The organism is Niallia endozanthoxylica, assembly GCF_008710145.1.
Lineage (GTDB): Bacteria > Bacillota > Bacilli > Bacillales > Cytobacillaceae > Bacillus_BD > Bacillus_BD endozanthoxylica.
On record NZ_VYKL01000025.1, the window covers coordinates 92,116 to 119,048 of the forward strand.

Genomic DNA, 26,933 nt, shown 5'->3' on the forward strand with positions numbered 1-26,933 from the left:
TCACCTACCTTATCTTCCTCCAACACCCATACCATTGATAATCTTATCAAGCATCTCATCAATTAATGTAATGTTGCGGGCAGCCGCGTTGTACGCATGCTGGAATTTAATCATATCGGTCATTTCTTCATCCAATGATACGGAACTCGTTGACATTCGCTGCTGATTAAGTGAATCCTTCAGTACTCCCGCTACCTCAGACATGCGATTTGCCTGTGAGGCATTATCACCTAATGTCCCAATCATTCCCTGATAAAAGGTTTGAAGATTTGTCTGGTTACCGCCATAATTCAGCACGGCATCCTTTACATCCGCCAGTGCAAGCGCATTGGTGCCATTTCCGATATAGGCTACCTCATCAACCGTCTTTTGCGCTGCAGCAATATAGTCGACATCTTCTAGAATCTTATCTGCTACTTTAATATTAGCAGCTGCTCCTTTTACCCCTTCTGGTAAAGTGAAAAAATTCTGCTGGGTATCTGTTTCTGTACGGATTTCAATTGGACTCCATCCAGATTGATGCACCTTGTTAAACTCTGTCACAAAGGTATAGGCCATCGTATCTAAATCTGAGAGCATTCTATTGAATAAGCCTTCCACCTTACCTTCGCTCGTTTTATAGCCGTAGCCTTCCATATAGCCTCGCAGCTTTCCATTTGTATTGAACTTCGTTACATCTGTTAGTTGATAGACCGCTGCATTGCTTTCGTCAGCTTGCGCCTCCGTTAGTCCTTTAAAACCCGCTTCGGCATCCAGTTCAAAAAACTTAATGCTTGTCACAGGGCTGCCTAATTCCAGCCGGTTTTCATATTGAATATGAAAACCAATGGCTTTATTAGTCTCTGAATCTATTAACTTAATTGGCTTACTATTCTCATCTAGCAAAATATCTCCTTGAGGAGAAGCTAAATAGATATTCACAAGGCCTTCTGCATTTGGTGAAGTATGGCCGCTGCTGGATTTTGACTCCACTTTAATGTTTACCATTGTTGATAATTCATCAAGGAGCCGATCGCGTTCATCATATAAATCATTTGGCAGCAGTCCATGAGGCTCTACATCACTAATTTGCTTATTGAGCATGTTAATTTGCCGGAGAACGGAATTAACATTATGTTCACTGTCTTTTATTTCATTTCGAAAGTTCTTTTGAACAGCCTGAAGGGAGCTTGATAAATAATTAAATGTATCAGCCAAGGCGATTCCGCGCTGTCTTACTACCCGTCTTGCCCCATTATTTTGCGGCTGGGAAGCTAAGTCCTGCAAAGAATTCCAAAATTGATCAATGGAACTCGCAAGCCCTGTTTGGGATGGCTCGTTCATAATCGATTCCATTTGCGACAGCTGTTCTGCTCTAGATTCCCAGTATCCTAGCTTACTAGTCTCATTACGAAGCTGCATATCCGTAAAAGAATCTCTTATTCTCTGAACATCGCCAACTTTGACACCTGACCCTATTTGGCCAGGTATCTGCGGGCGATTCAAACTTGCTGCTGGATAGGGCTCTGTTGTTTGTAAGTTAACCCTTTGTCTTGTATAGCCTGGTGTATTGGCATTTGCAATATTATGGCCGGTTGTAAGTAAAGCAGCCTGCTGAGTGGTCATTGCCCTTCTTGCCGTTTCTAAACCGTGGAACGTCGAACGCATCGTTCATTACCTCCGTTATGCATTTGAATCAAAAAGAGAGCGGCCAAACTGTTCATAGGATTGCTGACGATTAGGCCGCTCATAATTATAAGAATCTGTATCAGGATCAGGTGTTAACAAATCTAATGACATGTTCACAAATGCCAGTGACTGCTGTAGCAGCTGTTGATTTAAGTCGTTTTGCCTCTTAATGAGATTGACCTGATATACTAATTTTGCCTGAAGTGCTGCTGCAAACTCTTTTTCTTGCTCACTCATATAGGTTAGACAATCCCTCAAGCTTGGACCTTCCTTCGATATGGAAAAGGATTTTAGAAAAGAATCGGTATGATGCATTAATTCTTTCTGTATGTCATTAATGGTTCTAGCCCATTTCCGTTCATCGTTTGTCATCGATCTTAGTGCATCTACTTTTCCGGATTTGATTACATCCGTCTTGAGCTTTGACTTTTCATAAAGATCTTCGTGCATCGACAGCAGCTGCTCTAACGCCATGATGATGTTTTTAGCTGACAAGATGTTCACCAACCTGTGTTATTATTTCAAATCATCCCAGTATGAGTACATTTTTTTGGCTAGTTCCTGTGGATTGACTTTATATTCACCGGACTCAATTTTGTTTTTTAATTCATCGACCCTTTGCTGTCTTTCCGCTTCGTATTGGTTGGTTATCTGCATTTCTAATGCTTCTTTTGATATTTCAATTTTATCCTTTTGATTGACTGATTGTGCTTGGAGTTTTCCTATCTTATCAAGCTTGTTATAAGGATTCATGTTCACCGGTCTGAAATTATTGATTTTCACAAGATTCACCTCTCTTTATTCATTCCCCATTATTTGCTTACTATATAAGTTAGATTTAGCATTCTTGTTATTAATATCGGCTATCTGTAAAAGTTTTTTAGAAATAAGAGAAAAAAAGTACTACTGAACTAGACTGTAGTACTTTAGGTATAAATATTGATAAGCATCCCTTTAATTTCCCCGACTTTTTGCAGGATATCTAGACTTGAACGTTCTTTATCAAGGACTGTGTTGGTTAAGTCAATCAGCTTGCTGTCGATTTCTTTGACGATTTTATAGATTTTTGTACGGCCTCGGCGGTTAAAGCCCCGCTGCTCCTCAAGCTGAAGTCCGTTTTGCACCGCTTCATCCAAAAATTCCTTAACTAATTTTTTATATTTACGCAGATGATCGACTGTCCGCTTATCAGCTAGAACCTTCCCTTGGTCTTCAATTTCTGCTACGAGTTTCGTTAGTTTTTCATAAACGACATTTGTCCGGCCTTTGGCCATGACTTCTTGAAAGGAGATGCTTTCAGTGGGTATGTCTTGCTTGCTTTTAATCCGTTCAAGACCCACTTTCCCGACTTTCTGAACATCCATGTTCTTCCCGCCTTTTCGTTTCGTTATAATCTGATGTTATATTAACATATTTTCAAAAGAAAAGAGAGGAGCTCTGTGGCCCTCTCCCTTCTGTATAAATTAACGTTGTAATAATTGCAGAATACCTTGTGGCAGTTGGTTTGCTTGTGAAAGCATCGCTTGAGCAGACTGGTTCAGAATATTATTCTTAGTGAACTCAGTCATTTCAAGAGCCATATCACTGTCACGAATACGTGATTCAGCAGATGTTAAGTTTTCACTTGTTGTCTGCAGGTTGTTGATCGTATGTTCAAGACGGTTTTGTGTTGCACCTAATTTTGAACGTGTTGCTGAGATTTGAGTAATGGCCTGGTCGATACGGAAAATCGCATCATTAGCACCTTCCTGACTCATTACATTGATGCCATCAATTCCCAATTTAACAGTACTTAGCTCAGGAACATCAATGAATACAGATTGGTCCTTGTTTGCACCAATTTGGAAGCTTAACGCTTTGTTTGTTAAATCAAATTGTGATGCACCTTTACGAGCATTTGCACCAAACGTTAATTCAAGACCTCCGTGCTGGATTTTTCCATTAACGGTTGTAATTTCTTTTTCGAAAGTAATTGGTGTAGGTTCACCTTTTTGAATACCATTTTCATCTGTATCTACCTTTGAAACTGAAATCATTAACTTGTTTTCAATTTGAACTTTAGCTGTACCTGCTTGTGTAATCAAACGAGTATCAATATTAACTAGCTTTCCACTATCATCACCAATTGCTTCGATAGCTCCATTTTCACCAATTTCTGCAGCTTTTTGTCCAATGGAAAATCCATTTGGATCAAAAACTTCAATGGTAGCACTTTTGTTTCCTGCAGTATTTACTTGGTAGTCAGAAACAACAATTGTGTATTCACCAAGACCAAGGTCGCTTGTTAAATCAAACTTGCTTGCACCAACTTTAGTATTTGCAGCTAAATCAAATGTAAAACCACCATGAGTTGCTTGTCCTTTTTCATTCATATCTGCAAAATTCAATCCAGCAACTACAGCTCCAATCGTACCATCTGATTCTAGCTTTTCGATTTTCAGACTAACGTCGGATGACATTGTAATTTTATCAGTTCCGTTCGAATTAATTGAATTAGCAGCAAGTTTTACGATTCTATCTCCGGTTCCTACAGTAATTTCGCTTGTTACATTTTGTTGTGATACTTTCCCTACTAGTATACCTGTAGAGTCTTTAATTTCTATATCGGCTTTATTTGTAACGCTATCGAAGTTACTAACTGTTAGAGTATAATCACCTAGTGGCAAGTTATTATTTGCTGAAGTACCAAAAGTTAAACTACCATCAGCAATACCAGTGTTGCTAGATAATGCTATACTGTCCATAGGCACTATATCCTCTATTGTAACAACATAGCTTCCCATATTTTGGGATAAATCCTCATCTAAATCGTTAGCTGCAGGATTTGTCAGCTGAGGTGGATTTAATAGATTGGTATTTCCTTTTTGGTTACTATGGAACTTTCCTCCCAAGTGAATGTCAATAACTGAAGCATCACTTACACCAGCTCCTGGTTGGTTTAATTTATAGGTAAGTACTGGATTATTTTCTATCCCCACTTCATAACGACCTGTTTTAAGTGAAGCATCAATTACTCTAGGAACTTGAATAATATTTGTTTTTTCCATTTCACCTACAATGTACTGTGTATCAGCTGCACTTGAACCATCCAATAATTTTCGTGTATTGAATTCTGTTTTTGATGAAATGCTGTCAATTTCAAGCTTTAATTGATCTACTTCCAATTGGATTGCTTGACGGTCAGATGTAGTGTTCGTATCATTCGAAGCCTGAACAGCTAGTTCGCGCATACGCTGCAGCATAGAGTGAACTTCTGTCATCGCTCCTTCTGCTGTCTGCATGAGTGATATTCCATCAAGCGAATTGCGCTCTGCTTGCTTAAGTCCTGAAATTTGAGAACGCATTTTTTCAGAGATGGCAAGACCTGCTGCATCATCTGCAGCACGGTTGATACGAAGACCTGATGATAACTTTTCTAAGTTTTTAGATGTGTTCATTTGGTTTTGATATAGATTACGATATGCATTTAACGCTTGAATATTATGGTTGATTTTCATAGTAAGTATCTCCCTATTATTAATTTTCTACTAAAACGTTCTTTTCGTAAGCCATGGCTCTCATTCTGCTTGGATTCATCGGTTTTGCCGGCTTCTTTAAGGCTTGGTTCCATGCTTGTGCAATGTCTTCAAGAATCTTGATGACTTCTTTGATGATGGCTGGGTCTTTTTTTAGATTGGCTTCAATCAGCTTTGCAGCCATGTAGTTGTACATCATATCCAACTGATCTGCGATGATGCCGGCTTCGTAGTTTAGCCCGACACCTAGACGCTCTAGAATGTCATTGGCCTTTTGTATTTTTTGGTTTGCTATAACGTAGTCTTTGCTGTTTATATTTTCAATTGCTTCTTCTAAACTCATTAAGCAAGTTTCATATAATAATGAAGTGAGTTCTTGTGGTGATTTTTGATAAATCATTTCTTTTGTTAAGTAGTCGGACACAGAATGTGCACCTCCAAAGTGATTCTATTTTATTTATCGGCAGTTCTAAAATAGTGTTTACATTTTTTATGAATAATTTTTTTCCATTTCTTCGATGAGGAGAAGAATCTCTGCCATAACCGAATAAAGCTGAGGGGGAATGTTCTCCCCCAAATCCATGTCCAATAGGTTGGCAACAAGCGAAGAGTCTTCCTGCATATGAATATTATTTTTCTGAGCTAACTCGATAATTTGCTGCGCTACTTGGCCTTTTCCTGATGCCACAACAACGGGTGCTTTTCCATTTTCTTCGTCATATCTAATCACAGCTGCCTGTGGACCGTTCATATCTTTGCGTTTCTTTTGATTATAATAAGTAGCCACTCTCATCATATTGTGAAGTTCAGTCCCTTCTCATTGAAGTTTTGCCTTGTTGCTTTTACTTGTACCATTTCGCTTCCTAATTCTTTATGAGAAGTGGTTTGTTTTGTAACAGGATTCATTCTTGTAAAAGCAATACTAGAGACGTTATAGCCGACTTCTTGAAGCTTTTGTTTGGTCAGCTCGGCAATCGGTTCCATTTTTTCTTTAAAACCAGGCATATCGTTTTTGACCGTAATCGATAAATTTTTATCGGTTGAATTTAAGAGGATGCCAACATCCCCAAGTTTCTTTGTTTCTAATAGAAAATAAAGATTGCAGTTTTCCCATTCCACCTGCTCGCCTTCGTTTTTCGAATTAATGAAGACTTGTAGATTCTCAGGGTTCCCACCTAACATAAGCGGCAGATTGAAAAACATACTTTGCAGGGTCCCATTGCCATCTGATTTACTTAACAACTGCTGGCCGGTGAGATTGGTTAAAGCCTGTTCCGCTTGCTGGGCAATTTTCGGATTATTCTCCTGCCCTTCCCCTTGAGCTAGCTTCATTAATACTTCCTTTAAATTCTGATGCTGCTGTTGTTGTTCAGACCCTGGCTGGTCGCTTCGTTGGAAAACAAGTGAGTTTGCGACATCACTTTCATGATTTAAGCCTAATGAGCGAACCATATCGTACATCTGACGTGCGGACCCCTCATGATTCTGGTTTGCATTGTAGGTTGATTCACTAAATTTTGATAACAGCTGCTGGGAAGGTGTACGAGTTTCCATTCCAAGAACTTCTTTATCAACAAAGTGAACGACTTTTTGCTCGGATGGTTTATAAATAATTTTATCTATTAACGTCTTCACGTCATGGACGATTTTTCCTGCTTGAGCGTGATCTCCTTTTGATAGCAACTTTTTGGCTTCAGCTAGCTGGCTGCTTGCCTGCAATAGCTGCTTTTCTGTTCTCATATCAGTAAACAGCATCATATCACTTTTTAAAATCGCATTATCTAGCTTGCTGATGGTTGCTTCGAGCATTTGTTTAGCCTGCGGATAAGCATTTTTCTTAAAGGTATTGATAACACGTTCAACATTGTCTAGATTTCTTGAGATTTCCCGCTTTAGTTCACGGAAGTCATGTGTAGCCTGGGCCAGCTTTTGTGTTACCTTTGTGATTAAAATATCTTTTCCTTGTACATTTAAGGCTTGTAATTGTTCATTTAGATCATATGGCAGCGTTTCTTGCGGTTTAGCTTCTTGAACTGCTTTTGGCTCTGTTTCGACTAATTCTTTTTCGACTGCTGAGAGCTCTTTTGTCATATGCTGTCTTGCTGCAATTTCACGGCCTTTATCATTGAGCTGTTCCGTATGATTAAGCGCATTTTCGATTTTCTCAATTGTTTTCAAATCAATCGAAGGATTACTTGATATTGCTTTTCTTACCTGCTCAAGTCCCAATTCCAAATTTGGTTCTTTTTGCAGTTGGGTTAAGGCTTGTCTAATTGATTGAGAAGGCAAGGTTTGAGTTTCTGTTTTTGCTGCTGTTTTCATTTCTGTTACTTGAGTATTTGTTTCGGTTGCTTTTTGCGTAGTATTTACGTCAGGCTGTTCCATATGGGCTGCGTTGGAACGAGCTGGCGGTCCCTTTGCTTCAACGCTTTGTTGTAGTTCTGCTTCTGCCTGCTGCAACGTTTTAACAAGTCTGTCTCTGCCTGCTTGATTTAATTGATTCGCTTGACCGGCAAAACGCTCAAGGTTTTGTTTTATTTCTGGGTTGATATTTTTATTATTTGATACTAGTTCCTGTACCTTCTGAACGGCCTTTCTTGTATCAGGTTCTGCTTGAATTTGTTCTCTGACGTTTTTCACTGCTTCTCGTATTTGTGAAGCTTCATTTGTTTGATCCTGTTCAGATGATGGCGCTATGTTTTGAGCTGGACGTGAATCTTGAGCTGTTTGGACAGGTTTACTTGTTTCTAATTGTTGCAATTCGTTCTCGGCCTGGGTTAAAGCCGTTTGCAGATGTCCTCTGCCGATTGCTTCACGACCCATTCGGGCTAATTGTAAGGTTACTTTGATTGCCTGCTCTAGTTTTTGTGCTACTTCACGGTCTACTTTTGGATTGGCGATGACCTGTTCTTGGACTTTTTCAACCGCTCTCTGCAGGTTCCGTTCTTTTTGGATTTCTACTTTGACCTCTTTTACATTTTCACTTGGACGAGTTTCCCTGCTTACGTCTGTTTGAGCTAGTTGTTTCGGCTGACTAGCTTCGATTTCCTGTAGCTCGACTTCTGCTTTCGCTAATGCCTGTTGCAGTCTCTCACGGCCGGTTGACTCTCGGCCAATTTGTTGTAGCTGTACCGCTTCTTTGACCGCCTGCTCTACTTTTTGCGCTACTTCTCGGTTTACTTTTGGATTAGTGATTACTTGTTCTCGAACCTTTTCTACAGCTCTCTGTAAATTCGGTTCATTTTGTACTTCTGTTTTAACTTGTTTTACGGTCTCACTTGAATTTGTTTCAGTTTTTTGAGCTGGTTGTTTCGGTTGGCTAACTTCGATTTCTTGCAACTCGACTTCTGCTTTCGCCAATGCCTGTTGCAGTCGTTCACGGCCGATTGACTCTCGGCCAATCTGTTGTAGCTGCACCGCTTCCTTGACTGCCTGCTCTACCTTTTGTGCTACTTCTCGGTCAACTTTTGGATTAGTGATTACTTGTTCTCGAACCTTTTCTACCGCTCTTTGTAGATTCGATTCATTTTGTACCTCGGTTTTAACCTGTTTTACAGTCTCGCTTGGACTCGGTTCGGTTTTAAGTGCTGATTGCTTCGGCTGACTAGCTTCGATTTCTTGCAACTCAACTTCTGCCTTCGCTAATGCTTGTTGCAGTCTCTCTCGGCCCGTTGACTCTCGACCAATCTGTTGAAGTTGCACCGCTTCTTTGACTGACTGCTCTACTTTTTTTGCGATTTCTCGATTTACTTTCGGATTAGTGATTACTTGTTCGCGGACTTTTTCTACCGCTTTCTGTAGATTCGGTTCATTTTGCACTTCTGTTTTAACCTGTTTGACAGTCTCACTTGGACTTGGTTCGGTTTTATGAGCTGGTTGCTTTGGTTGGCTCGCTTCAATTTGTTGTAAATCTACCTCTGCTTTCGCCAATGCCTGTTGTAGTCGCTCACGACCGGTTGATTCTCGACCAATCTGTTGAAGCTGCACCGCTTCTTTTACTGCCTGTTCTACTTTTTGTGCGACTTCTCGATCTATTTTTGGATTAGCTATAATTTGTTCTCGAACCTTTTCTACCACTCTCTGTAAATTCGGTTCATTTTGCACTCCATTTTCAACCTGTTTTACAGTCTCGCTTGGACTTGATTCAGGTTTAAGAACGGATTGCTTTGGCTGACTAGCTTCAATTTCTTGTAGCTCTACTTCCGCTTTCGCCAATGCCTGTTGCAATCGTTCACGGCCGGTCGACTCACGACCGATTTGTTGAAGCTGTACCGCTTCCTTGACTGCCTGCTCTATCTTTTGCGCTACTTCCCTATCCACTTTTGGATTAGCTATAATTTGTTCTCGAACCTTTTCAACTGCTCTCTGTAAATTAGATTCATTTTGTACTTCTGTTTTAACCTGTTTTACAGTCTCACTTGGATTTGTTTCAGCTTTAAGAGCTGGTTGCTTCGGCTGACTAGCTTCGATTTCTTGTAGCTCGACTTCTGCTTTGGCTAATGCCTGTTGCAGTCTCTCGCGACCAGTTGATTCTCGGCCAATTTGTTGTAACTGGACTGCTCCTTTGACTGCCTGCTCTACTTTTTGTACAACTTCTCTATCTACTTTCGGATTAGCGATTATTTGTTCTCGAACCTTTTCTACCGCGCTCTGAAGATTCGGTTCATTTTGGACTTCTGTTTTGACCTGTTTTACGGTCTCACTTGGACTTGGTTCAGCTTTAAGAGCTGGTTGTTTTGGCTGGTTGGCTTCGATTTGCTGCAACTCTACTTCTGCTTTTGCCAATGCTTGTTGCAATCGCTCACGGCCTGTTGTTTCTCGACCTAATTGCTGTAACTGCACTGCTTCTTTTACTGCCTGCTCCACTTTTTGTACAACTTCTCTATCTACTTTTGGATTAGCGATAATTTGTTCTCGAACTTTTTCTACTGCTTTCTGTAGATTCGGTTCACTTTGGACTTCTGTTTTAACCTGTTTTACAGTCTCACTTGGACTTGTTTCGATTTTAGAAACGGATTGCTTAGTTTGGCTAGCTTCGATTTGTTGGAGTTCTACCTCTGCTTTCGCCAATGCTTGTTGTAGTCGTTCACGACCTGTCGACTCACGACCAATCTGTTGCAGCTGAACGGCTTCTTTTACTGCCTGTTCTACTTTTTGTGCGACTTCTCGATTTATTTTTGGATTAGCGATAATTTGTTCTCGAACCTTTTCTACCGCTCGCTGTAAATTCGGTTCACTTTGGACTTCTGTTTTAACCTGTTTGACCGTCTCACTTGGACTTGGTTCTGATTTAAGTACTGGTTGCTTTGGTTGGCTGACTTCAATTTCTTGCAGTTCTACTTCTGCTTTTGCCAATGCCTGTTGTAGTCTCTCACGACTAGTTGATTCTCGCCCAATTTGTTGCAACTGCACTGCTTCCTTGACTGCCTGTTCTACTTTTTGCGCGACTTCTCTATCTACTTTCGGATTAGAGATAATCTGGTCTCGAACCTTTTCAACTGCTCTCTGCAGATTATATTCTTTCTGAACTTCAGCTTTTACCTCTCTAACCATTTCACTCGGGCTCGAATTAGCCATTCTTCCCTCTTGTTGAGGTCGAGATGCTACAGCTGCCTGCTCTAAAACTTTTCTTTCCGTCTGAATAACGGAAGCTTCTACCTCCGTTAGCACGCTACTCAACAGTTCTTTTCCTGTTGTTATTCGGCCTTGTTTCTCTAGTGATGCCGCCTCGTTCACAGCGCGGTTTACTTTATCCTTCAACACATCAGGAAAACGTACATTATTTACGATTGTTTCCTGAACGTTCTCAATGGATCCTTTAAGATTAGGACTCTTTGAAACTTCTTGATTGATATTTTTTACTAGATCAGATAGTTTTCCATCTTGACTAGTTAGATTAGTAGGCTCTTGTACTGGTACATTCCTTTGAGATGTTGCTTGCTGAATCTTTGTCAACTGGGCTTCGGCCGTTTTCAAGGCTTCCACAAGACGTTCTTTTCCAATCGACTGCAGCTTGACTGCTTCCTGGGCCGCCTTGTCTATTTTTTGTGCCAATCCTCGGTCTAACTTCGGATGATTGACAATTTCTTTTTTCACTATAGCAACTGCTTTTTGTAAATCTGGCTCGTTCTGAACGTGCTCAAGATTTTTTCGAATGGTCTGACTTAGTTCAGCTACTTGTTTAGCTGCTGTTCTTTGCTTGTCACTAGCAGGGTTTATTGCTTGCGTATTGGTATCTGCACTTTTCGTTACATTCTCTTTTACTGCTGTACCGTTTTGAGAAGTTGGTGCAGGATTGTTTTCTTTTTGAATAGATTGTGGAGCATGTGAGATTTCTTGTTTAGTCGCAGCTGGTATGGTTGCTTTCTGTGTTGCAGCATTTTCATTTTGGACTCTCGTATTTGGAGTAGGCTGTCTTGCATCCTTTTTCTCCAATTTAAACTCTGGATCAATTTCCTTTGCTATATCTGTTAGTACTTCGTTCAGCGGTTTTCCGTGCAGTGCTTCATGAACGGCACGAAGCTGTGTACCGGTTGCGTCTAATCGTTTATTCGCCAACGCTCGGACGGAATCTATTTTTTCCTCAAGCGTGCCCTGGGCTTTTGCGATAAAGCTGTCTAACTCTTGGATCGTTTCTTTGGATAAGGACAGACCTTTGTCCAATAGGATTCTTACTGCTTGCTTCACACCAGCAGTTTCTTTTCCCGTTAAACCAGCGCTGGCAAAGATTTTTTCTTCAACTGATGGAGTTCTCGTATTTTCTGTGGCAATGGTTTTGGCCTGGAGCATGCCATCAGCCTCGCCGTTCACTTGAATCGTCACAGCTTTGCCGGACAGGGGTACTCCTTCATTAAACCTTGCGCGGACTTCTTTTCCTCTTATTTGTAAAATAACATCGGTATCTGACAGCATTTCTTTAATAGACGCTCTGACCACTTCCCCTTTTTTCAATTCTAAAGGGGCATCTGATATGGCTGCATGTTGGCGAATCGATTGATGGTTAACCCGCATAATGTTCCACTCCCGTACAAATCACTTTCTCTATATGTTATATCGGTAAAAGGACGACAAAATTAAATAGGGCTATGTGACCAAATAATGGTTCTGATTGTGATAGTTACAAGGTTAGATACCTTAGGGTAAAGAGTGTACATATGGGAAGCTATTAGAGGGAGTGGGGATGTAATGGGCCTGATATTTTCTTTTAGTAGATTATCTGAATTTATAGGCTACCTAAGTTTGCTTGTAGTTGCTTTTTCGGTAGACTATAACCATTTTATTCCTCCCTAACCCTCCCTCGCCGAAACCGAACTCTTCTACTCCATAAAAAATAGGACACCAATAACTGATGTCCTTACATTGATATCCAACTTCCCTGTCCCAACAAATCTGTAGTCAGACAGATGACTTATTCCTTACACATACCTATCGATCATGATATGCTCTCAAAGAAGCTCTCTTTACTATCAGTAATAAAACTAGAATTCGGCAAAACGTCCTTTGCCTGCAGTTGTATTTGAAACTGATTGAGGAGTGCAGTTAAATGTCCTCTTGCTTCTTCTTTAATAATAAAGCTGACTCCATAGGAATGATAGTGGTCGTCCATTTCTTTTCTCCAGACAATCTTTCCGAACAATTCTACATTGGCGCCCAATATTTTTGTAGAAAACTTTAATACCATATCAGATCCAACAGGGAGTTTAACCGTCGTTTCAACTTTCAGTCCGCCTGGACCTATGTCTAAAATCAGTATTTTCGTCGAGCCTACATTTACCTTTTTCCCATTAAATACGGTAATCGTCATTTCTCCGCTTAACGGATGTTTCATCTTGATTCTGAAATATTCTCTTCGATTCGCTAGATTGTATGGACTTACCGTATTTTCGTTGTTTGGCTGACAAGTTTCCTGCTCTAGCAGCCTTTCAAAATCTTTGGCTTCCAGTGGCTTGCTGTATAAATAACCTTGTACTTCTTCACATTGTACACCTTTTAGGAATTCTAATTGCTCCTGGGTTTCAACACCTTCAGCTACGATTCTAATTTTTAGTTTTTTCGCCAACTGGACGACGGCTGACACAATATCCTTGCTGTCAGAGTCATCAGGAATTCCTTTAATGAAAGAACGGTCAATTTTGAGAATATCTGCTTTTATTTTTTTCAAATAGCCAAGTGATGAGTAACCTGTCCCGAAATCATCAATGGCAATTCCGATTCCCATTGCTTTTAACTTGGCAATTTTGTCCGGTAAAAGTGATTCATTTTCCATGAGGACAGATTCTGTCATTTCAATTTCCAGCCATTTTGCCTCTAATTGTGTCCGCTCCAACACCTTCTCGACCATTTGAACAACATCCGTTTGTAAAAATTGGAGAACAGATAAATTGACGGAAACTTTGACAGGAGGAAGTTCCTTCTCTTGCCATTCCTTCCTTTGCTGACAGGCATTTTCTAATACCCATTCTCCCAACTTGCCAATGATCCCACTTTCTTCAGCAATGGATATAAACTCCGCCGGCGAGACAATTCCCCATTTTGGGTGATTCCATCTGATTAACGCTTCTGCGGCAATAATCTGGTTACTCTCGACATCAATCCTTGGTTGAAAATCAAGATAAAATTCATTATTTTTGATGGCTTTACGTAAATCATTCATAAGGTTAAACTTTTTAAATGATTTAATATCCATATTTTGCGAATATACTTGGTAAACGTTCGTCCCTCTTTCATTCGCCTGGTGCACTGCAGTATATGCATTTTTCAGTAAACTTTGTGCGGATTGTCCGGTATAAGGAAAAATACTAATGCCAATATTGATGATTAGAAATAATTCATAATCATTAATGAAAAATGGCTGCTCAAACAATCGAATCAAATCTTTGGCTATTTTCTTTGTCACATGATTGGCTATGTTTGGGAGGAGGATCGTGAACTCGACCCCTTCATAGTGTGAGACAATCCCCATCTCTCCAATATATTCATTTAATCGTTTGGCCGCTTCTAGCAGCAGATGCTCTCCCATATTAGCATCCAGTGTATCATTGACAAATTTAAGTCCATGAATATCAAGGACCATTAGGGTAAACTTACGATCGAGTTGTTTCGAATGTTCTAATTCTTGTCTCAGTAGTGATCGAAAGAGATTTTTGTTTGGAAGCTTCGTACGGAAATCATAATTAGACATTTCATAGATTTTCTTCTCTGCCTGTATTTTTTCCGTTATATCCCTCACATTCACCTTAATCGCTTTAACAGCCGGGTCATGAAGCAGATTAATAAAGATCACTTCACAAATATGAACTTCTCCGTTTTCATCCATTACACGCGTTTCTAGTGTATGACTCTTCTGTGCATATTTGATAACATCGGCAAAATAATTCTTGACCCCAGTTTGATCTTCATCATGAATAAAATCAATGAAACTCTGGCCAATATATTCATTTATTTGAGTGCTCGTGATCATATTCATGTTTGGACTAATATATTCGATGATTCCCTTTTCATCTACTAGAACGATTAGGTCATGAGAATGCTCAACCAATGATCGAAAACGATTTTCACTCAGCATAATCAGCTCATTGCTCTTTTGCACTTTCTCTTCCATTCGTTTTTTATCTGTTATATCTGAACGAATACCGATAAATTGATAAGGTCTCCCGGTTTCATCCAAAAAAGGCACGATTGTCGCATCTCCCCACCAATACGCCCCGCCCTTTGTCTTATTGCAAATTTCGCCTTTCCATACCTTTCCGTCCTTAATTGTGGACCACATCTCCTCATATACCTCTTTTGGATGATGGCCAGACTTTATGATTCGATGATTATTTCCTATCAACTCATGACGAGTATATTGAGAGATTTCACAAAATTTGTCATTTACATAAAGAATCTTTCCATCTACGTCCGTTATAGAAACCGTCGCCGCCTGATCTAACGCATGCTTTAAATCTTCCAGCTCTTTATTCGTTTTGGATAATTGATAATCACATTGCTTTTGAACGGTGATATCCACTACTTTAACGATGGTTCCTAATCCATCGCGCTGCTGACAGGAAAGAACTTTTAAGTAAATGAAATGCTGTGAGTTTCTTTTTCCTCTAATTTGAAAATTGTCCTGTTTTAGACCTTTTTGAAGCAAACGGGCATCCTGTGTAGGAAATAAATCATATAAGGTTTTATCGTTTAGTTCATCCATTGAATAGCCAAACATCGATTGAAAATAGATATTTGCCCATAAAGAATGGCCGGATGAATCAAATAGGTAGATGCCAATTTTCAATTCATCAATTAGACTATATAGTTCACTTTCTTGAATCAGATTCTTAATAGTAAGGGATTCACTTGCCATAGAGATGCCCCTCCTCTGTGTAGGTCTATTAATCTTGAAGTAAATATATCCTGAATCCCCATGGAAACCATTATAAATACTAATGCCTGCTATACATTTCAATTAATCTATTACCTATAAAAAGGCAGTATCATGATGTTTTATTAGATTAAGAATAATATATACACTCTAGAAGGACATATGAAATTTATCACATTTTACTATGAATATTTCATCAATACCGAAGAGAGATAAAATTTCCAAATGTAGAACATTAAGGGAAACACCCGAATGCTTCCTATTCTGTTGGAGGGTGTTTTTGAGTGCTGTCAACTATCCTAATCCTCTTTGTTTTTACCGCTTAAATACGTCCTATTCCTTTCCCGCTCCATTATTTCCTGTTTGCGGATCTCCTCTTTTTCGTGAAGCTCCAGCTCTGTTCTAAGCTCTTTCGCACAGTTTCCACAGAGCTTCCCACTATGAATGATTCCTCCGCATTTATCACAAGGATAACCAAGATTAGGAAATTGAGCTTGCTTTAACCGGCCATTTTTAATAAATTTTAACAGCAGTTCTTCCTCCACGCCTGTTGCTTCAATAATTTGCGGAATGGTTGCTGCTCTATTTTCACGCTTGCGCATATATCGATAAACCTTATCAAATATCTTTTCTTCTGCTTTATAACATTCCTCACATACATCGCGAAATTTATTTTTGACCGTTAGTTTTTCGCAGCTTGGGCAGTTAATTACATCAGGCACCATACGACAAATCTCCTTTATAAGAACATTTTACTGTGAATATTTACTTATTTACTTTTTATTATAAAGGAAATTCGAGTTTTATGCGGCTTTTTTCATACGAATGTCTAGTGATATTTGGCATATTCATTTATACTTCTAGCCTCTTGCAATAGTAATAGCAGTAACGGATGCAGCACCAAAGCTGGTTAATACCTTTGCTGCGTGTCTGAGGGTAGAACCGGTTGTGTAGACATCGTCAATCAGGATAATCCTTTGTCCCTTTATACTTGGCGGCTGTAAGGAATGGGAGGTTTGCTTTGCCGTTTGCTCTGGAAGGATTGGCTGCTCTGCTAGTTGAAACACCTGATTTGCGTGAATCCGTTCGTTCCGTGATTTCTTTGATTGTTTTTCCCCATGGATACGAGTTAAGATATTTGCCGGGTTCAGGGAAGCTTCCCTAATGATCGCCTCTGCTTGATTAAAGCCCCGCTCCTGCAGCCGCTCCGGACTTAGCGGAATCGGGACAAGGCTATCATACGTTTCACCAGTCAGCTTCTGAAGCAGCCTTTCTGTAAAAAGGTTCGCCAAAATATAATCACCGCGGAACTTATAACGGGAAATCACTTCTTGTAAAAACTCATTATAAAGATAGAGCGAGTGGTTCTTCGTCAGACATCCCTGCCAAAGCGAATCCTCCTCCCACCGGACACAGTCGTAGCAGCGGTCTCCCTGGATAAAGCGGGCATCGAGCTGTTCAAGCGGCCGATCACATATCGAACAGGTCTCGCCCTTTATTTCTTCTAGTTTTGCTTTGCATGCTGGGCAAATGGTTTGTTTCTTCACCACAGCAATTAAATCATTCCATCCCATTTGAGGGATGATTTCAGTAAAACAGATAAGACAGTAGTCTCGCATAGGGGTCAGTCCTTTTTTAGTGGGATGTGGGAATAGTCGAATGGATAAATCAGATAGATGAACACCGCAAAATACACTCCATACAATATAAATTCGAGATAAAACAAAGCTCAATCATCAATCAATCCCCTTCCCCTCGCTTCCTTGTTCATCGAGAGGATTTGTCTGCGGGCTTTGACCATGCTGTCTGTTTTTCCATAATGAAAAAAAGTAATATCTCCACTTGGAAAGTCAGAGCTTCGTCCGACACGTCCGGCAATTTGGACAAGAGCGCTTTCGGTGAAAATACGGTCTTCAGCGCCAATAACGGCTACATCGAGCTTAGGAAAGGTGACCCCTCGCTCTAAGATGGTTGTCGTTAATAGAATAGGAATCTCTTTGTTGCGCATGGCCTGGACTTTTTCTTTGCGCTTAGGGTCCTCAGCGTGTACCGTTTCTATTTTCGGGTGGATTGTTTTTAGCAGAGGAAGAACTTTTTCCATTAATTCGATACGGGGGAAAAAGAGAAGTGCTTGTTGATTGTCATGAATCCGTTCCGTAATCCACTTATGAACATTTGCCGGGAGCTTTCCTTTATTCAATGGTTTCTGCCAGTTCCCGCACCAGACAAATCGCGGTACCGGCAGAGAATAGCGATGAAATCGCGCCGGAATGGTGACATAGCTTCTTTTCCCCTTCTTGCACTCCTTTCGCCATTTTTCATCGGGAGTGGCCGTCAAATAGATCATAGAAGAAACCCTTTTGCGGGCTTGTTCTACACAATATTGCAGGGCTTCTTCCACGGAGTAAGGAAAGGCGTCGACCTCGTCTAATATGACAACATCAAACGCATGGTAAAAACGAAGAAGCTGGTGGGTCGTGGCAATCGTTAGCGGAGCATACAAATGGCGGTCCTCACTGCCGCCGTACAAAGTGGCAACAGCAATGTCCGGAAATACTTTTTTCAAGCGCGGAGAGAGTTCAAGAACAACATCCGTTCTCGGTGTTGCGAGGCAAACCCGCTTTCCTTCCAACAGCGCTGTGTTTATTCCATTGAACAGCACCTCCGTTTTCCCTGCACCGCATACCGCCCAAACGAGGAGGGATTTTGTATTTTGTACGGCTTCCACCACCGCTTTTGATGCAAGGCCTTGGCCAGTTGATAGGGTTCCAGTCCAGTGCAGTGGTGGTTCATTGCATTCAATAGGGATATCTGGCCCCCTCCAGCTAATGAGCGGACTGCAGGTGCTTGTTCGCCCCATCATGATGCATTTTCGGCAATACACACAATTCTCCCCGCATCTTGCACAGGGAAAGGCGGCAAATAAATGCTTCTGCTGGTTGCCGCACCGAACGCAGGTATATTTATTTTTTTCAATCATGATGCTTTTTCGGTAGCTAAGATAACCGTTTTCGTAGTGGGATTGGATGTCTTGTAAGGAAAAGGGAATGTCATCAAGGAGAAGCTGTTTTCCAGAAAGCAGTTGCTGCAGGTCTTTATTGTAGGAATAATGAAGGTTCATCGGCGGTGCTTGCGGCAGGGTTTCTATCTTTGAAATCGGGAGTGAGTCAGAGGAATGTTCTTGAGATGGAGACAGTTGATCAGGAATGAGAATTCCGTTTTTACAGGAGAATTTCATCGTTTCACCTCTTTATTCTGTTGATAATGCAGTCATTGGTTGTGCAGTTTTCTGAATGAGTATTTTTTCCAGATAGAAAGTATTTACTGGGATGATGGGGATTTCTTCAGAGAGCAGGCTGAATCTTTAGTCCACGCCACTCCAAAGCGGAATGGCGTAATCTTTTACTTTTTCACCCAGCCAAGGCCTAAGGATCCTTCACCAAGGTGAGTTCCGATAACAGCCCCAAAATAGCTGAGCCTGAATTCAACATTTGGAAACAGTTCCTCGAGTTCAGCTTTCCAGTTAGCGGCTTCCTCTTCACAGTTGCCATGGATGACCACCGCTTGATAGGCTGCACCATCACTGACAGCTTCCTTCAACAGCTCAACTATTCGTTTGATTGCTTTTTTTCGGGTACGGATTTTTTCAAAGGGGACAATTACTTTATTTTCAAAATGAAGCAGCGGCTTAACCTGAAGTAATCCGCCAATCAAGGCTTGAGCACTTGAAAGCCGGCCGCCGCGTTGTAAATGGGCCAGGTCATCTACCATAAAATACGCGCCCATCGTTTTCTTCATTTCATCTAAACGAGTCATAATGGTTTGGGGATCTTGGCCTTGTGCAGCCATTTTTGCCGCTTCAATCGCAAAGAAGCCTTGTGGCATGCAGGCAATTTCTGAATCAAAGGAATACACTTCGATGCCTTCGACCATTTCTCCTGCCGTAATTGAGCCCTGGTATGTACCGCTGATACCGCTTGAAAGATGGATGCTGATCACCGCATCATACTCTTTGGAAAGGGACTCGAATAGCTCGACAAATTTTCCAATGGCCGGCATGGAGGTCTTCGGAAGCTCGCGGCGCTTCACTTCTTCGTAAAACTGTTCCGCACTTAGTTCTAGTTCCTCCTCATAGGATTCATCCCCAAAGATGATATTTAATGGGATGATGTGTATGTTTAATTCCTCGACCAAGTCTTTCGGAAGATAGGCCGTACTATCTGATACAATAGCTGTTCTCATAAAAGGGATACCTTCCTTGATAATATAATTTCAATTAGTATGTAGAGGCGGGGTATTTGACTGATTGGTTATTTCCTATTGGTGCAGACATACCTATTCAAGTCTTATCAATCAAATTCATCCCATCGAATTTGCGCCCGGATTTTTATCGAGCTCGCTCGATAAACTACCTCTAAAAAAATCGCAAGGCTCGCCGGAGGCTTAACTTCATTCAGCAGAAGTTAAATATATATTCTGCAATGACTTGAGACCCCTTTAACCTTTACTATTTGTCTAAATTTCATTTTATATGAAAACAGTTTAAATTGCATTATATAAAGCCGAATGGGGATTCATGTTTCAGGAGAGTTACTTTGAAGATTTTTATAAAGATTGTCAACTGTTGTTAACCCGTCAGATGTGAATGGTTATCATCCTGCGGAGTTTGTAAATTCTTCAACACTCTATCGTCTAATTCGTTTCGCAGCATATCTATGAACTCGTCATCTAACTTCTTATCTAATGCCAGGAAATAAGTTGTTAACAGCTCTTCATTCGTCAGTATGTCTAGTACATTCATCCTTATCACCTCGTTAGATGCTCTACATTAGATTTACCCATTCACGTTCCTTTTGTAAAGAAATCTCGGAATGATTCACTAGATGTTCGGAATTATGATCATTAGAGTAAGAAAAATCTGGTCAAGAGGCTTATTTTATGCATAAAGAGAAGGTCTAAATCTGCTGTAAAAGTAGATATACTATGATCATTTAAACCAAAACTTTCACATCTCCATACAGTTTCCTACAGTGATATCCACTGTTATTAACACTTTATCCACAAAACGCACCTGATTATCCACATTTTTGTATAATTGGATGAACTGAATCTCATTAGTAAAATCAATGCATAGCTCCTATTATTAACCAATTATCCACAATTTCAAAAACATATCCACAATGCATATGGAAACTAAGCTGCTTGAGTATAAAAAAATCAACAAACTTAGACTGGCTGATTTTAATTCTACATAAAAAAACGTACCCTCATAGAGAGTACGTTCTGTATGTTCTTATTATCTGACTTCCACCCAGCCTTTTTTAATGGCTTCAACGACTGCTTGTGTACGGTCGTTTACATTCATCTTTTGCAGGATATTACTTACGTGGTTCTTAACTGTTTTTTCACTTATATATAAAGCATCGCCGATACCGCGGTTGCTTTTTCCATCTGCTAATAGCTGAAGAACTTCACATTCACGGCGCGTTAATAGATGAAGCGGTCTGCGTACTTCCATTTGCAGTACGTAATTATTTCCGCCTTCCTCTTCTGCCGCTAAGCGTCTAAATTCATTTACTAGATTATGAGTAACCTTCGGATGCAAATACGATCCTCCCGCGGCTACTACTTTTACTGCTTCGATTAGGGCATCCGCGTCCATTTCCTTTAATAAATATCCGCACGCACCTGTTTTTAACGCGTGTGTGACATAGTTCTCATCATCATGAATAGAAAGTATGATAACCTTAGAATCAGGGTACTTTTCTACCAGCTGACGAGTGGCATCAATTCCGTTTGTCTCCGGCATATTGATATCCATCAGCACAACATCCGGGTGATGCTCTTCCACTAGCTTTAGAGCTTCACAGCCGTCATTGCCTTCTGCTACAACCTGAAATGTTTTTTCAAATTCCAGGATTCTTTTTACACCTTCTCTAAATAACTGATGATCATCAATAATCACTATTTTGGTTGTCACAATACTCCGCCTCCCTAAAACATTGCCATTCTATTTCTACTATAACTTTATATAATTTATCTATTGCCAGTTTGTCAGGCAAATTCCATCTATTATTCTCTTTTTATACTATTTATATTGTTTTATATTGTATATTCCTTTACTGCGCTTTCCGCTGTAATCGGGACGTGGATGATAACCATCGTTCCTTGACCTGACTTTGTATCAAGCGAAAGCTCTCCTTCTAGCAGTTCAACTCTTTCTTTCATACCTATTAATCCAAAGGAGCTTGGCTTTTGCTGGTTTATATCAAAGCCTTTTCCGTTATCTCGAACAATAACATTCAAATGATCCCGTTGGTACTCCAGTTTAACAGTCACTTCACTGGCCTCAGCATGTTTCATGGCGTTTTGAACAGATTCCTGTATTAACCGGAAGAGTGCCACTTCATACTTGGCCGGCAATCTTCTTGCCTCTCCCATACAAATAAAACGAATGTGCGCAGAATTGAAATATTCTTCAATGGTTTGTAAGTATTTTTTCAAGGTTGGTACTAAACCTAAGTCATCAAGTGCCATCGGGCGCAGGTCATAAATGATATGACGCACCTCATATAGAGCATCGCGAACCATCTTCTTCAGGTTCCTAACCTCAGAAATAGCCTCTTCCACGCCTCGTTCCCGGTATATTTTTTCAATTAAATCTGAACGCATCATGACATTCGCCATCATTTGTGCAGGCCCATCATGAATTTCCCTTGATAATCGTTTGCGCTCTTCTTCCTGCGCTTCGATAATTTTCAAGCCAAAATCCTGCTTTTGCTTGGCAGTCTCTAACACTTCACCAATCTGTTTCAAATCACTTGATAAATAGTTCATGACCACAGATATTTGTGATACAAGGTGATCTGCCCGCTGAATGGTTTCAGACAAACCAACTAATCTGCGTTCAAGGTCATCACGACGTGCCCGCAGCTGCTTTTCCATCTGCCTGTTCATCGTAAGGTCTGTTTGAATCCGATGAGCCTTTTCGTATACCTCCCGGACCTCTGTCTCACTATAAAGGTTGAAATGCTTGCTGACCTCTGACAACCGCTTCCTCGCTAGTCTTGCCATTGCGTCAAGCTTGTCGCCCTCTTCAATTGTGCTGCGAACGGCTATTTTAATTTCACGCAGTTCTTCTGACAGCGACTGGTAATCATCCTGGCATCTTTGTCCAATCTCAAAGATTTCCATCTTACTGTTCCCGACAGTTTCCACCATTTTCCCCAATATCTGGTCAAGTGCTTTTGTATCAAAGTTTTTTATGTTCATTGTATTCCCCCAGAGGACACTAGAACTTTTCATACATGTTACTTGTTTACCATCAAAGGTATACATCAGGATAATCGTTCTTTATAAAGTACTTTCAAAGGTTTTTATAATGATTGCCCTAACATGCATGCTATATATCCTATTTTACACCATATTTCAATTGTTCGTTATAAAATACTGATAATATTTTTAAAATTTTTTTGAGTATTTCATAATGACATTAGTCCTCATTGATTATAACTATTATACCATGCAAATAAGTCACACATGTTAAAGTTTGTTTACAAACATTTTGTAAATTGATGTTAATAACGATGTCGATTTATAATAGAGACAGTCAAAAAGCCCTTTAACATTATATTTTTACGGCAAAAGCAAGACTTTAGTGTTAGTAAACCTTCTGTAATAATGACTAGAATATTAACAATAATTACATGAAGCATAGTTTATTCAAATAATATTAGTGAAAGGTGCGCTGCTATGTTATCCCAATACTATACAGTTAAACACAATGGCGAACATGAAATCGTCATCCAAAAATCCCGCTTCATTGCTCATGTCATGAGAGCTGAAACCGAGGAAGATGCTCAGGAGTTTATTCAGAAAATCAAAAAGGAGCATTGGAATGCCACCCATAACTGCTCAGCCTATTTAATCGGTGAGCACGATCAAATTCAAAAGGCCAATGATGACGGTGAACCAAGCGGCACGGCTGGTGTTCCGATTTTAGAAGTATTGAAAAAGAAGCATTTAAAAGACACGGTTGTAGTCGTCACCCGCTATTTCGGCGGCATTAAGCTCGGAGCAGGCGGATTGATTCGTGCCTATGGAAAAGCCACTTCAGAAGGGATTGAAGCCACTGGTGTCGTCGAACGCAAGCTGATGCGGGTAATGGCAACGAAAATTGACTACACTTGGCTTGGCAAAGTCGAAAATGAACTCCGCTCTTCGATTTACGAGATTAAAGAGATTCACTATTTAGATCAAGTAGAAATTGAAACCTATGTCGAAGAAGCGGATGCCCAGAACTTTACTGATTGGATGGTAGAACTAACAAACGGTCAGGGCGAGATTACTTCTTGTGAAGTGCTTTATATGGAAAAAGAGGTATAGAGGTCAAGCCGTGTCAGGCACCGCAAAAGACACTTTCATGGTTTTTGTCTTTTTTTGGTACCTGACCCCATCTCTCCATTCCTATCAAAAAAGGTGAAAGACTGTCACAAGTCTTTCACCTTTTTTATGCTCTATTAACGGTTTTTTGCAGCTGAATAACGAACACTGTTAATAAACTTTAGCAGCGGACGGTAGTTTTTGCCGACCAATCCAATTTTCTCAGCTATGACTTCAATAATAATTAACAGCGCAATGATTAATGCAAATGAGCCTAGTAGTTTTGCCTGTGATAAAATCACGGCTACTAATCCAAAGAAGGATGCCATTGCATAGATTAATAAAACCGTTTGTCTATGTGTAAATCCTAGTCCCAATAAACAGTGATGCAAGTGGGATTTATCTGGTGCCATTAACGGCTTTTTATTCACAATTCGGCGTAAGATTGCAAAGAATGTATCTGAAATCGGAACACCTAGAATAATAATCGGTATGATGAAGGAAATAAAAGCAGATGTTTTAAATCCTAGCAGTGAAAGAACCGAAATCATAAACCCTAAGAATAAGGCTCCCGTATCTCCCATGAAAATCTTCGCTGGGTGGAAGTTGAAAACAAGAAAGCCAAGTGTACTAGCTAATATGATAGAAGCAATCACAACAACAAATGGGTTTCCGAACAAAATGGCCATTCCAGAGATCGTAATTAAGGCAATGGAAGAAACTCCGGCTGCCAGACCGTCTAAACCGTCAATTAAGTTGATTGCATTCGTAATCCCAACAATCCAAAGAATCGTTATCGGTACACTTAAAAATCCAAATTCCAAGATGCCGTCACTAAAAGGCAGGTTAATAAATTCAACTTGTACTCCGCCCCATGCTACAACCACACCGGCTGCGGCAAGCTGACCCAACAACTTCAGTTTAGCCGATATTTCATACATGTCATCAAGGATACCAGTGATGATAATAATCGTTGCACCGACCATAATGGACATGATATATGGCGATTGAGGCTGATAGAACCATACTCCGAATACAAAACTGATGTATATCGCTAAACCTCCAAGGCGAGGCATAATTTTCTGGTGGACTTTTCTTTGATTCGGTTTATCCGTTGCACCAATTTTAAATGCTAACTTGATCACAACAGGAGTGATTAGAATCGAAATGATAAAACATAGCAACATCGTCAAGTAAATCATGAGTATCCTCCCTTAATTGTATATTGCCCACCTCATCACAAATGAATACAGGCAAATACAGTTAACACAAACCAATAGGTTAATTTTTTATGTTCTGGCAAAATCAGCTAACCTAGTAATATACCAAATGGATTATATCATAAATCTATGAGGTTGAGAATCTTATTTAAATCACAAAATCATTACATCGCTTGTAATAATTCCACCAATCTCATGGCCTATTCTCACTATCATTGACGAAATTTGTCTAATAATTTTTCATTAATGACTTTAAAGATACTAACACTTTTTATAAAAAAAGCAATAGGATAATCCTTCCTACTGCTTTCTTCCAAAACGCCCCTTTACTTTTTCAAGGGCAATTTGCACGACAATATCTTTTGTAACAATGAGGATGATTCCATAAATAACGGAGCAGGTAATTCCAATCGTAATAAAGAGCGGAATGGGCCCTGATACAAACTGTCTAATCACATAGGCAATTGGAATGAATAGTAGCGAGTAGGCTAAATATTTCATCTTCGCCCATTCAAACAACTTATACTCTATTTTGATATAGCGTTTGATGTACCAGTACTCCAACAGAATCAGAATTAAAGTCGAGATTCCTGTTGTAAAAACGGCTGTTGCCGGTGTCAGCTTGTCCATGAAAAGCAAGCCAACTTTTAATAAAACATTGATAGAACCTGATAAGAACACAAGCTTGATGAGTACATTTTCTCTCTTTTTTACATAAATGACCTGGTTAGCAAGGATAAAGTCGATGCCAAGCACAATCATGTAAAAGGCAAATAAGCTTAAGGCGGTTGAAGCTCCGAGAAAATCTTGACCGCCGTAAATTAATACGGCAACATCTGATAAGACAAATATGCCCGCTGAAGCAGGGAATAACAATGAAAAATAGACCTTTGAAATGTTATTAAGGAGAATATGATAGCTCTTCTCATCATTTGAACCAAGAATATAAGAAAGTCTTGGGAGTGTTACTTGAATGATACTTAACATTAATGTATTAATAATCCCCATGATTTGCTGAGGGATGACATAAAAGGAAACAGCCCTTGGTGTGTTAAACTGACCGAGCATCAGACGATCTAAGAGTGTAAACAAGACATTCCCATTCGCAAACACGACTACCACAAATAGCGGCTTTAAATGCGGCAAAATCGTCATATTACTGAAATCAAATTTTATTTTCCGCTTGATATAGATAAAGCTGACGATATTATTTAGTACCGTTGAAAGTACTAGAAGCATCGCATATTCATAATAATTGTCGCTGTTATTCACCATCGCAAAGATAAGGATGACATAAATAATCCGGACAATGACCGTTTTAATCGTAATAAAATCGTAATTTTCTAAAGCCTCGTTCACCCATTCAACCATGAAAATGTTGGCGATGAAGTTAAAACCGAAAATCATCAAAATGGGAAAAATACTTTCCTTTCCATAGCCAAAGTAACTGACGCCCGCGTAGCAAAGCAAGGCTGCCAAACTTGTGATCAGGCCGATGGTAAACAAGCTGGTAAAAAGCTGGCTCACCTTCTGCTTGTCATCTTTAATCCGGCTGACTTCACGCAATCCATATTGATAGACACCAAAGGTCGCAAAGATTAAAAAGTAAGCATAAATCGACTCAACAAACTGCACCTTCCCGATTGATTCGGCACCGAGTACACGGTTCACATAAGGGCCAACTAGGATGGGCAGAATAAGGTTAAAGCTATTCAAAATAACCTTATAGAGCATGTTTTTAAACAATGATTTTTTCATAAAAAATTCCTTCTAATCCCCAATTTA

General features: G+C 40.0%; 19 protein-coding genes. 1 reads left to right on the forward strand and 18 read right to left on the reverse strand.

Translation table 11 applies throughout. The annotated features are described in order from the left end of the window. Positions 1–9: 9 nt before the first annotated feature. The 16 genes from flgK to F4V44_RS16270 all read right to left on the reverse strand — a co-directional run bounded on the left by flgK (position 10) and on the right by F4V44_RS16270 (position 22,818). A complete protein-coding gene (gene flgK / locus F4V44_RS16190) occupies positions 10–1,647 on the reverse strand; it encodes a flagellar hook-associated protein FlgK (protein ID WP_150441050.1) in 1,638 nt (545 codons plus the stop codon). Between the two features lie 15 nt (positions 1,648–1,662). Then, the gene (gene flgN, locus F4V44_RS16195) at positions 1,663–2,163 is read right to left on the reverse strand and encodes a flagellar export chaperone FlgN (RefSeq protein WP_150441051.1); all 501 of its coding nucleotides are present in this window, start codon (positions 2,161–2,163) and stop codon (positions 1,663–1,665) included. A gap of 21 nt (positions 2,164–2,184) precedes the next feature. Continuing rightward, entirely contained in the window at positions 2,185–2,451 is a 267-nt protein-coding gene (flgM, locus tag F4V44_RS16200) for a flagellar biosynthesis anti-sigma factor FlgM (protein WP_150441052.1), read from the reverse strand. A 143-nt stretch (positions 2,452–2,594) separates the two neighbouring features. Next, positions 2,595–3,032, reverse strand: a complete 438-nt coding sequence (locus F4V44_RS16205) for a YaaR family protein (RefSeq protein ID WP_150441053.1) — start codon at positions 3,030–3,032, stop codon at positions 2,595–2,597. A 99-nt stretch (positions 3,033–3,131) separates the two neighbouring features. Then, the gene (locus F4V44_RS27910) at positions 3,132–5,165 is read right to left on the reverse strand and encodes a flagellin N-terminal helical domain-containing protein (RefSeq protein ID WP_223881925.1); all 2,034 of its coding nucleotides are present in this window, start codon (positions 5,163–5,165) and stop codon (positions 3,132–3,134) included. A 19-nt stretch (positions 5,166–5,184) separates the two neighbouring features. Next, positions 5,185–5,607 (reverse strand): flagellar export chaperone FliS, encoded by a 423-nt coding sequence (gene fliS, locus F4V44_RS16220; protein ID WP_223881926.1) that lies wholly within the window; start codon positions 5,605–5,607, stop codon positions 5,185–5,187. Between the two features lie 66 nt (positions 5,608–5,673). Beyond that, positions 5,674–5,976 (reverse strand): EscU/YscU/HrcU family type III secretion system export apparatus switch protein, encoded by a 303-nt coding sequence (locus tag F4V44_RS16225; protein ID WP_150441090.1) that lies wholly within the window; start codon positions 5,974–5,976, stop codon positions 5,674–5,676. Continuing rightward, positions 5,976–12,194 (reverse strand): hypothetical protein, encoded by a 6,219-nt coding sequence (locus F4V44_RS16230; RefSeq protein ID WP_150441054.1) that lies wholly within the window; start codon positions 12,192–12,194, stop codon positions 5,976–5,978. Before F4V44_RS16230 ends, F4V44_RS16225 begins: the two co-directional genes overlap by 1 nt. Before the next feature lie 421 nt (positions 12,195–12,615). Continuing rightward, complete coding sequence (locus F4V44_RS16235) at positions 12,616–15,528, reverse strand: EAL domain-containing protein (protein ID WP_150441055.1); 2,913 nt, start codon at positions 15,526–15,528, stop codon at positions 12,616–12,618. A 317-nt stretch (positions 15,529–15,845) separates the two neighbouring features. Continuing rightward, positions 15,846–16,271, reverse strand: a complete 426-nt coding sequence (locus F4V44_RS16240) for a TIGR03826 family flagellar region protein (RefSeq protein ID WP_150441056.1) — start codon at positions 16,269–16,271, stop codon at positions 15,846–15,848. A 135-nt stretch (positions 16,272–16,406) separates the two neighbouring features. After that, a complete protein-coding gene (locus F4V44_RS16245) occupies positions 16,407–17,279 on the reverse strand; it encodes a ComF family protein (protein ID WP_223881927.1) in 873 nt (290 codons plus the stop codon). Next, positions 17,276–18,784, reverse strand: coding sequence for a DEAD/DEAH box helicase (locus tag F4V44_RS16250; protein WP_150441057.1), 1,509 nt, complete (start codon positions 18,782–18,784; stop codon positions 17,276–17,278). Before F4V44_RS16250 ends, F4V44_RS16245 begins: the two co-directional genes overlap by 4 nt. Before the next feature lie 164 nt (positions 18,785–18,948). After that, entirely contained in the window at positions 18,949–19,788 is an 840-nt protein-coding gene (locus tag F4V44_RS16255) for a DegV family protein (RefSeq protein ID WP_150441058.1), read from the reverse strand. A gap of 385 nt (positions 19,789–20,173) precedes the next feature. Continuing rightward, on the reverse strand, positions 20,174–20,347 hold the full coding sequence (gene sda / locus F4V44_RS16260; protein WP_150441059.1) for a sporulation histidine kinase inhibitor Sda: 174 nt from the start codon (positions 20,345–20,347) through the stop codon (positions 20,174–20,176). A 495-nt stretch (positions 20,348–20,842) separates the two neighbouring features. After that, complete coding sequence (locus tag F4V44_RS16265; protein WP_150441060.1) at positions 20,843–21,526, reverse strand: response regulator; 684 nt, start codon at positions 21,524–21,526, stop codon at positions 20,843–20,845. Positions 21,527–21,648: 122 nt separating this feature from the next. Then, the gene (locus F4V44_RS16270; protein WP_150441061.1) at positions 21,649–22,818 is read right to left on the reverse strand and encodes a sensor histidine kinase; all 1,170 of its coding nucleotides are present in this window, start codon (positions 22,816–22,818) and stop codon (positions 21,649–21,651) included. A 480-nt stretch (positions 22,819–23,298) separates the two neighbouring features. On the opposite strand from F4V44_RS16270, the gene F4V44_RS16275 reads away from it, so the two are divergent. After that, positions 23,299–23,931: a YigZ family protein gene (locus F4V44_RS16275; protein ID WP_150441062.1), complete on the forward strand. Its 633-nt coding sequence runs from the start codon at positions 23,299–23,301 to the stop codon at positions 23,929–23,931. A 134-nt stretch (positions 23,932–24,065) separates the two neighbouring features. On the opposite strand, the gene F4V44_RS16280 is transcribed toward F4V44_RS16275, so the two are convergent. Together F4V44_RS16280 and F4V44_RS16285 are read right to left on the reverse strand one after the other, a co-directional pair. Next, entirely contained in the window at positions 24,066–25,130 is a 1,065-nt protein-coding gene (locus tag F4V44_RS16280; RefSeq protein WP_150441063.1) for a glycosyltransferase family 4 protein, read from the reverse strand. Positions 25,131–25,448: 318 nt separating this feature from the next. Beyond that, positions 25,449–26,906, reverse strand: a complete 1,458-nt coding sequence (locus F4V44_RS16285; RefSeq protein ID WP_150441064.1) for an oligosaccharide flippase family protein — start codon at positions 26,904–26,906, stop codon at positions 25,449–25,451. Between the last annotated feature and the right edge of the window lie 27 nt (positions 26,907–26,933).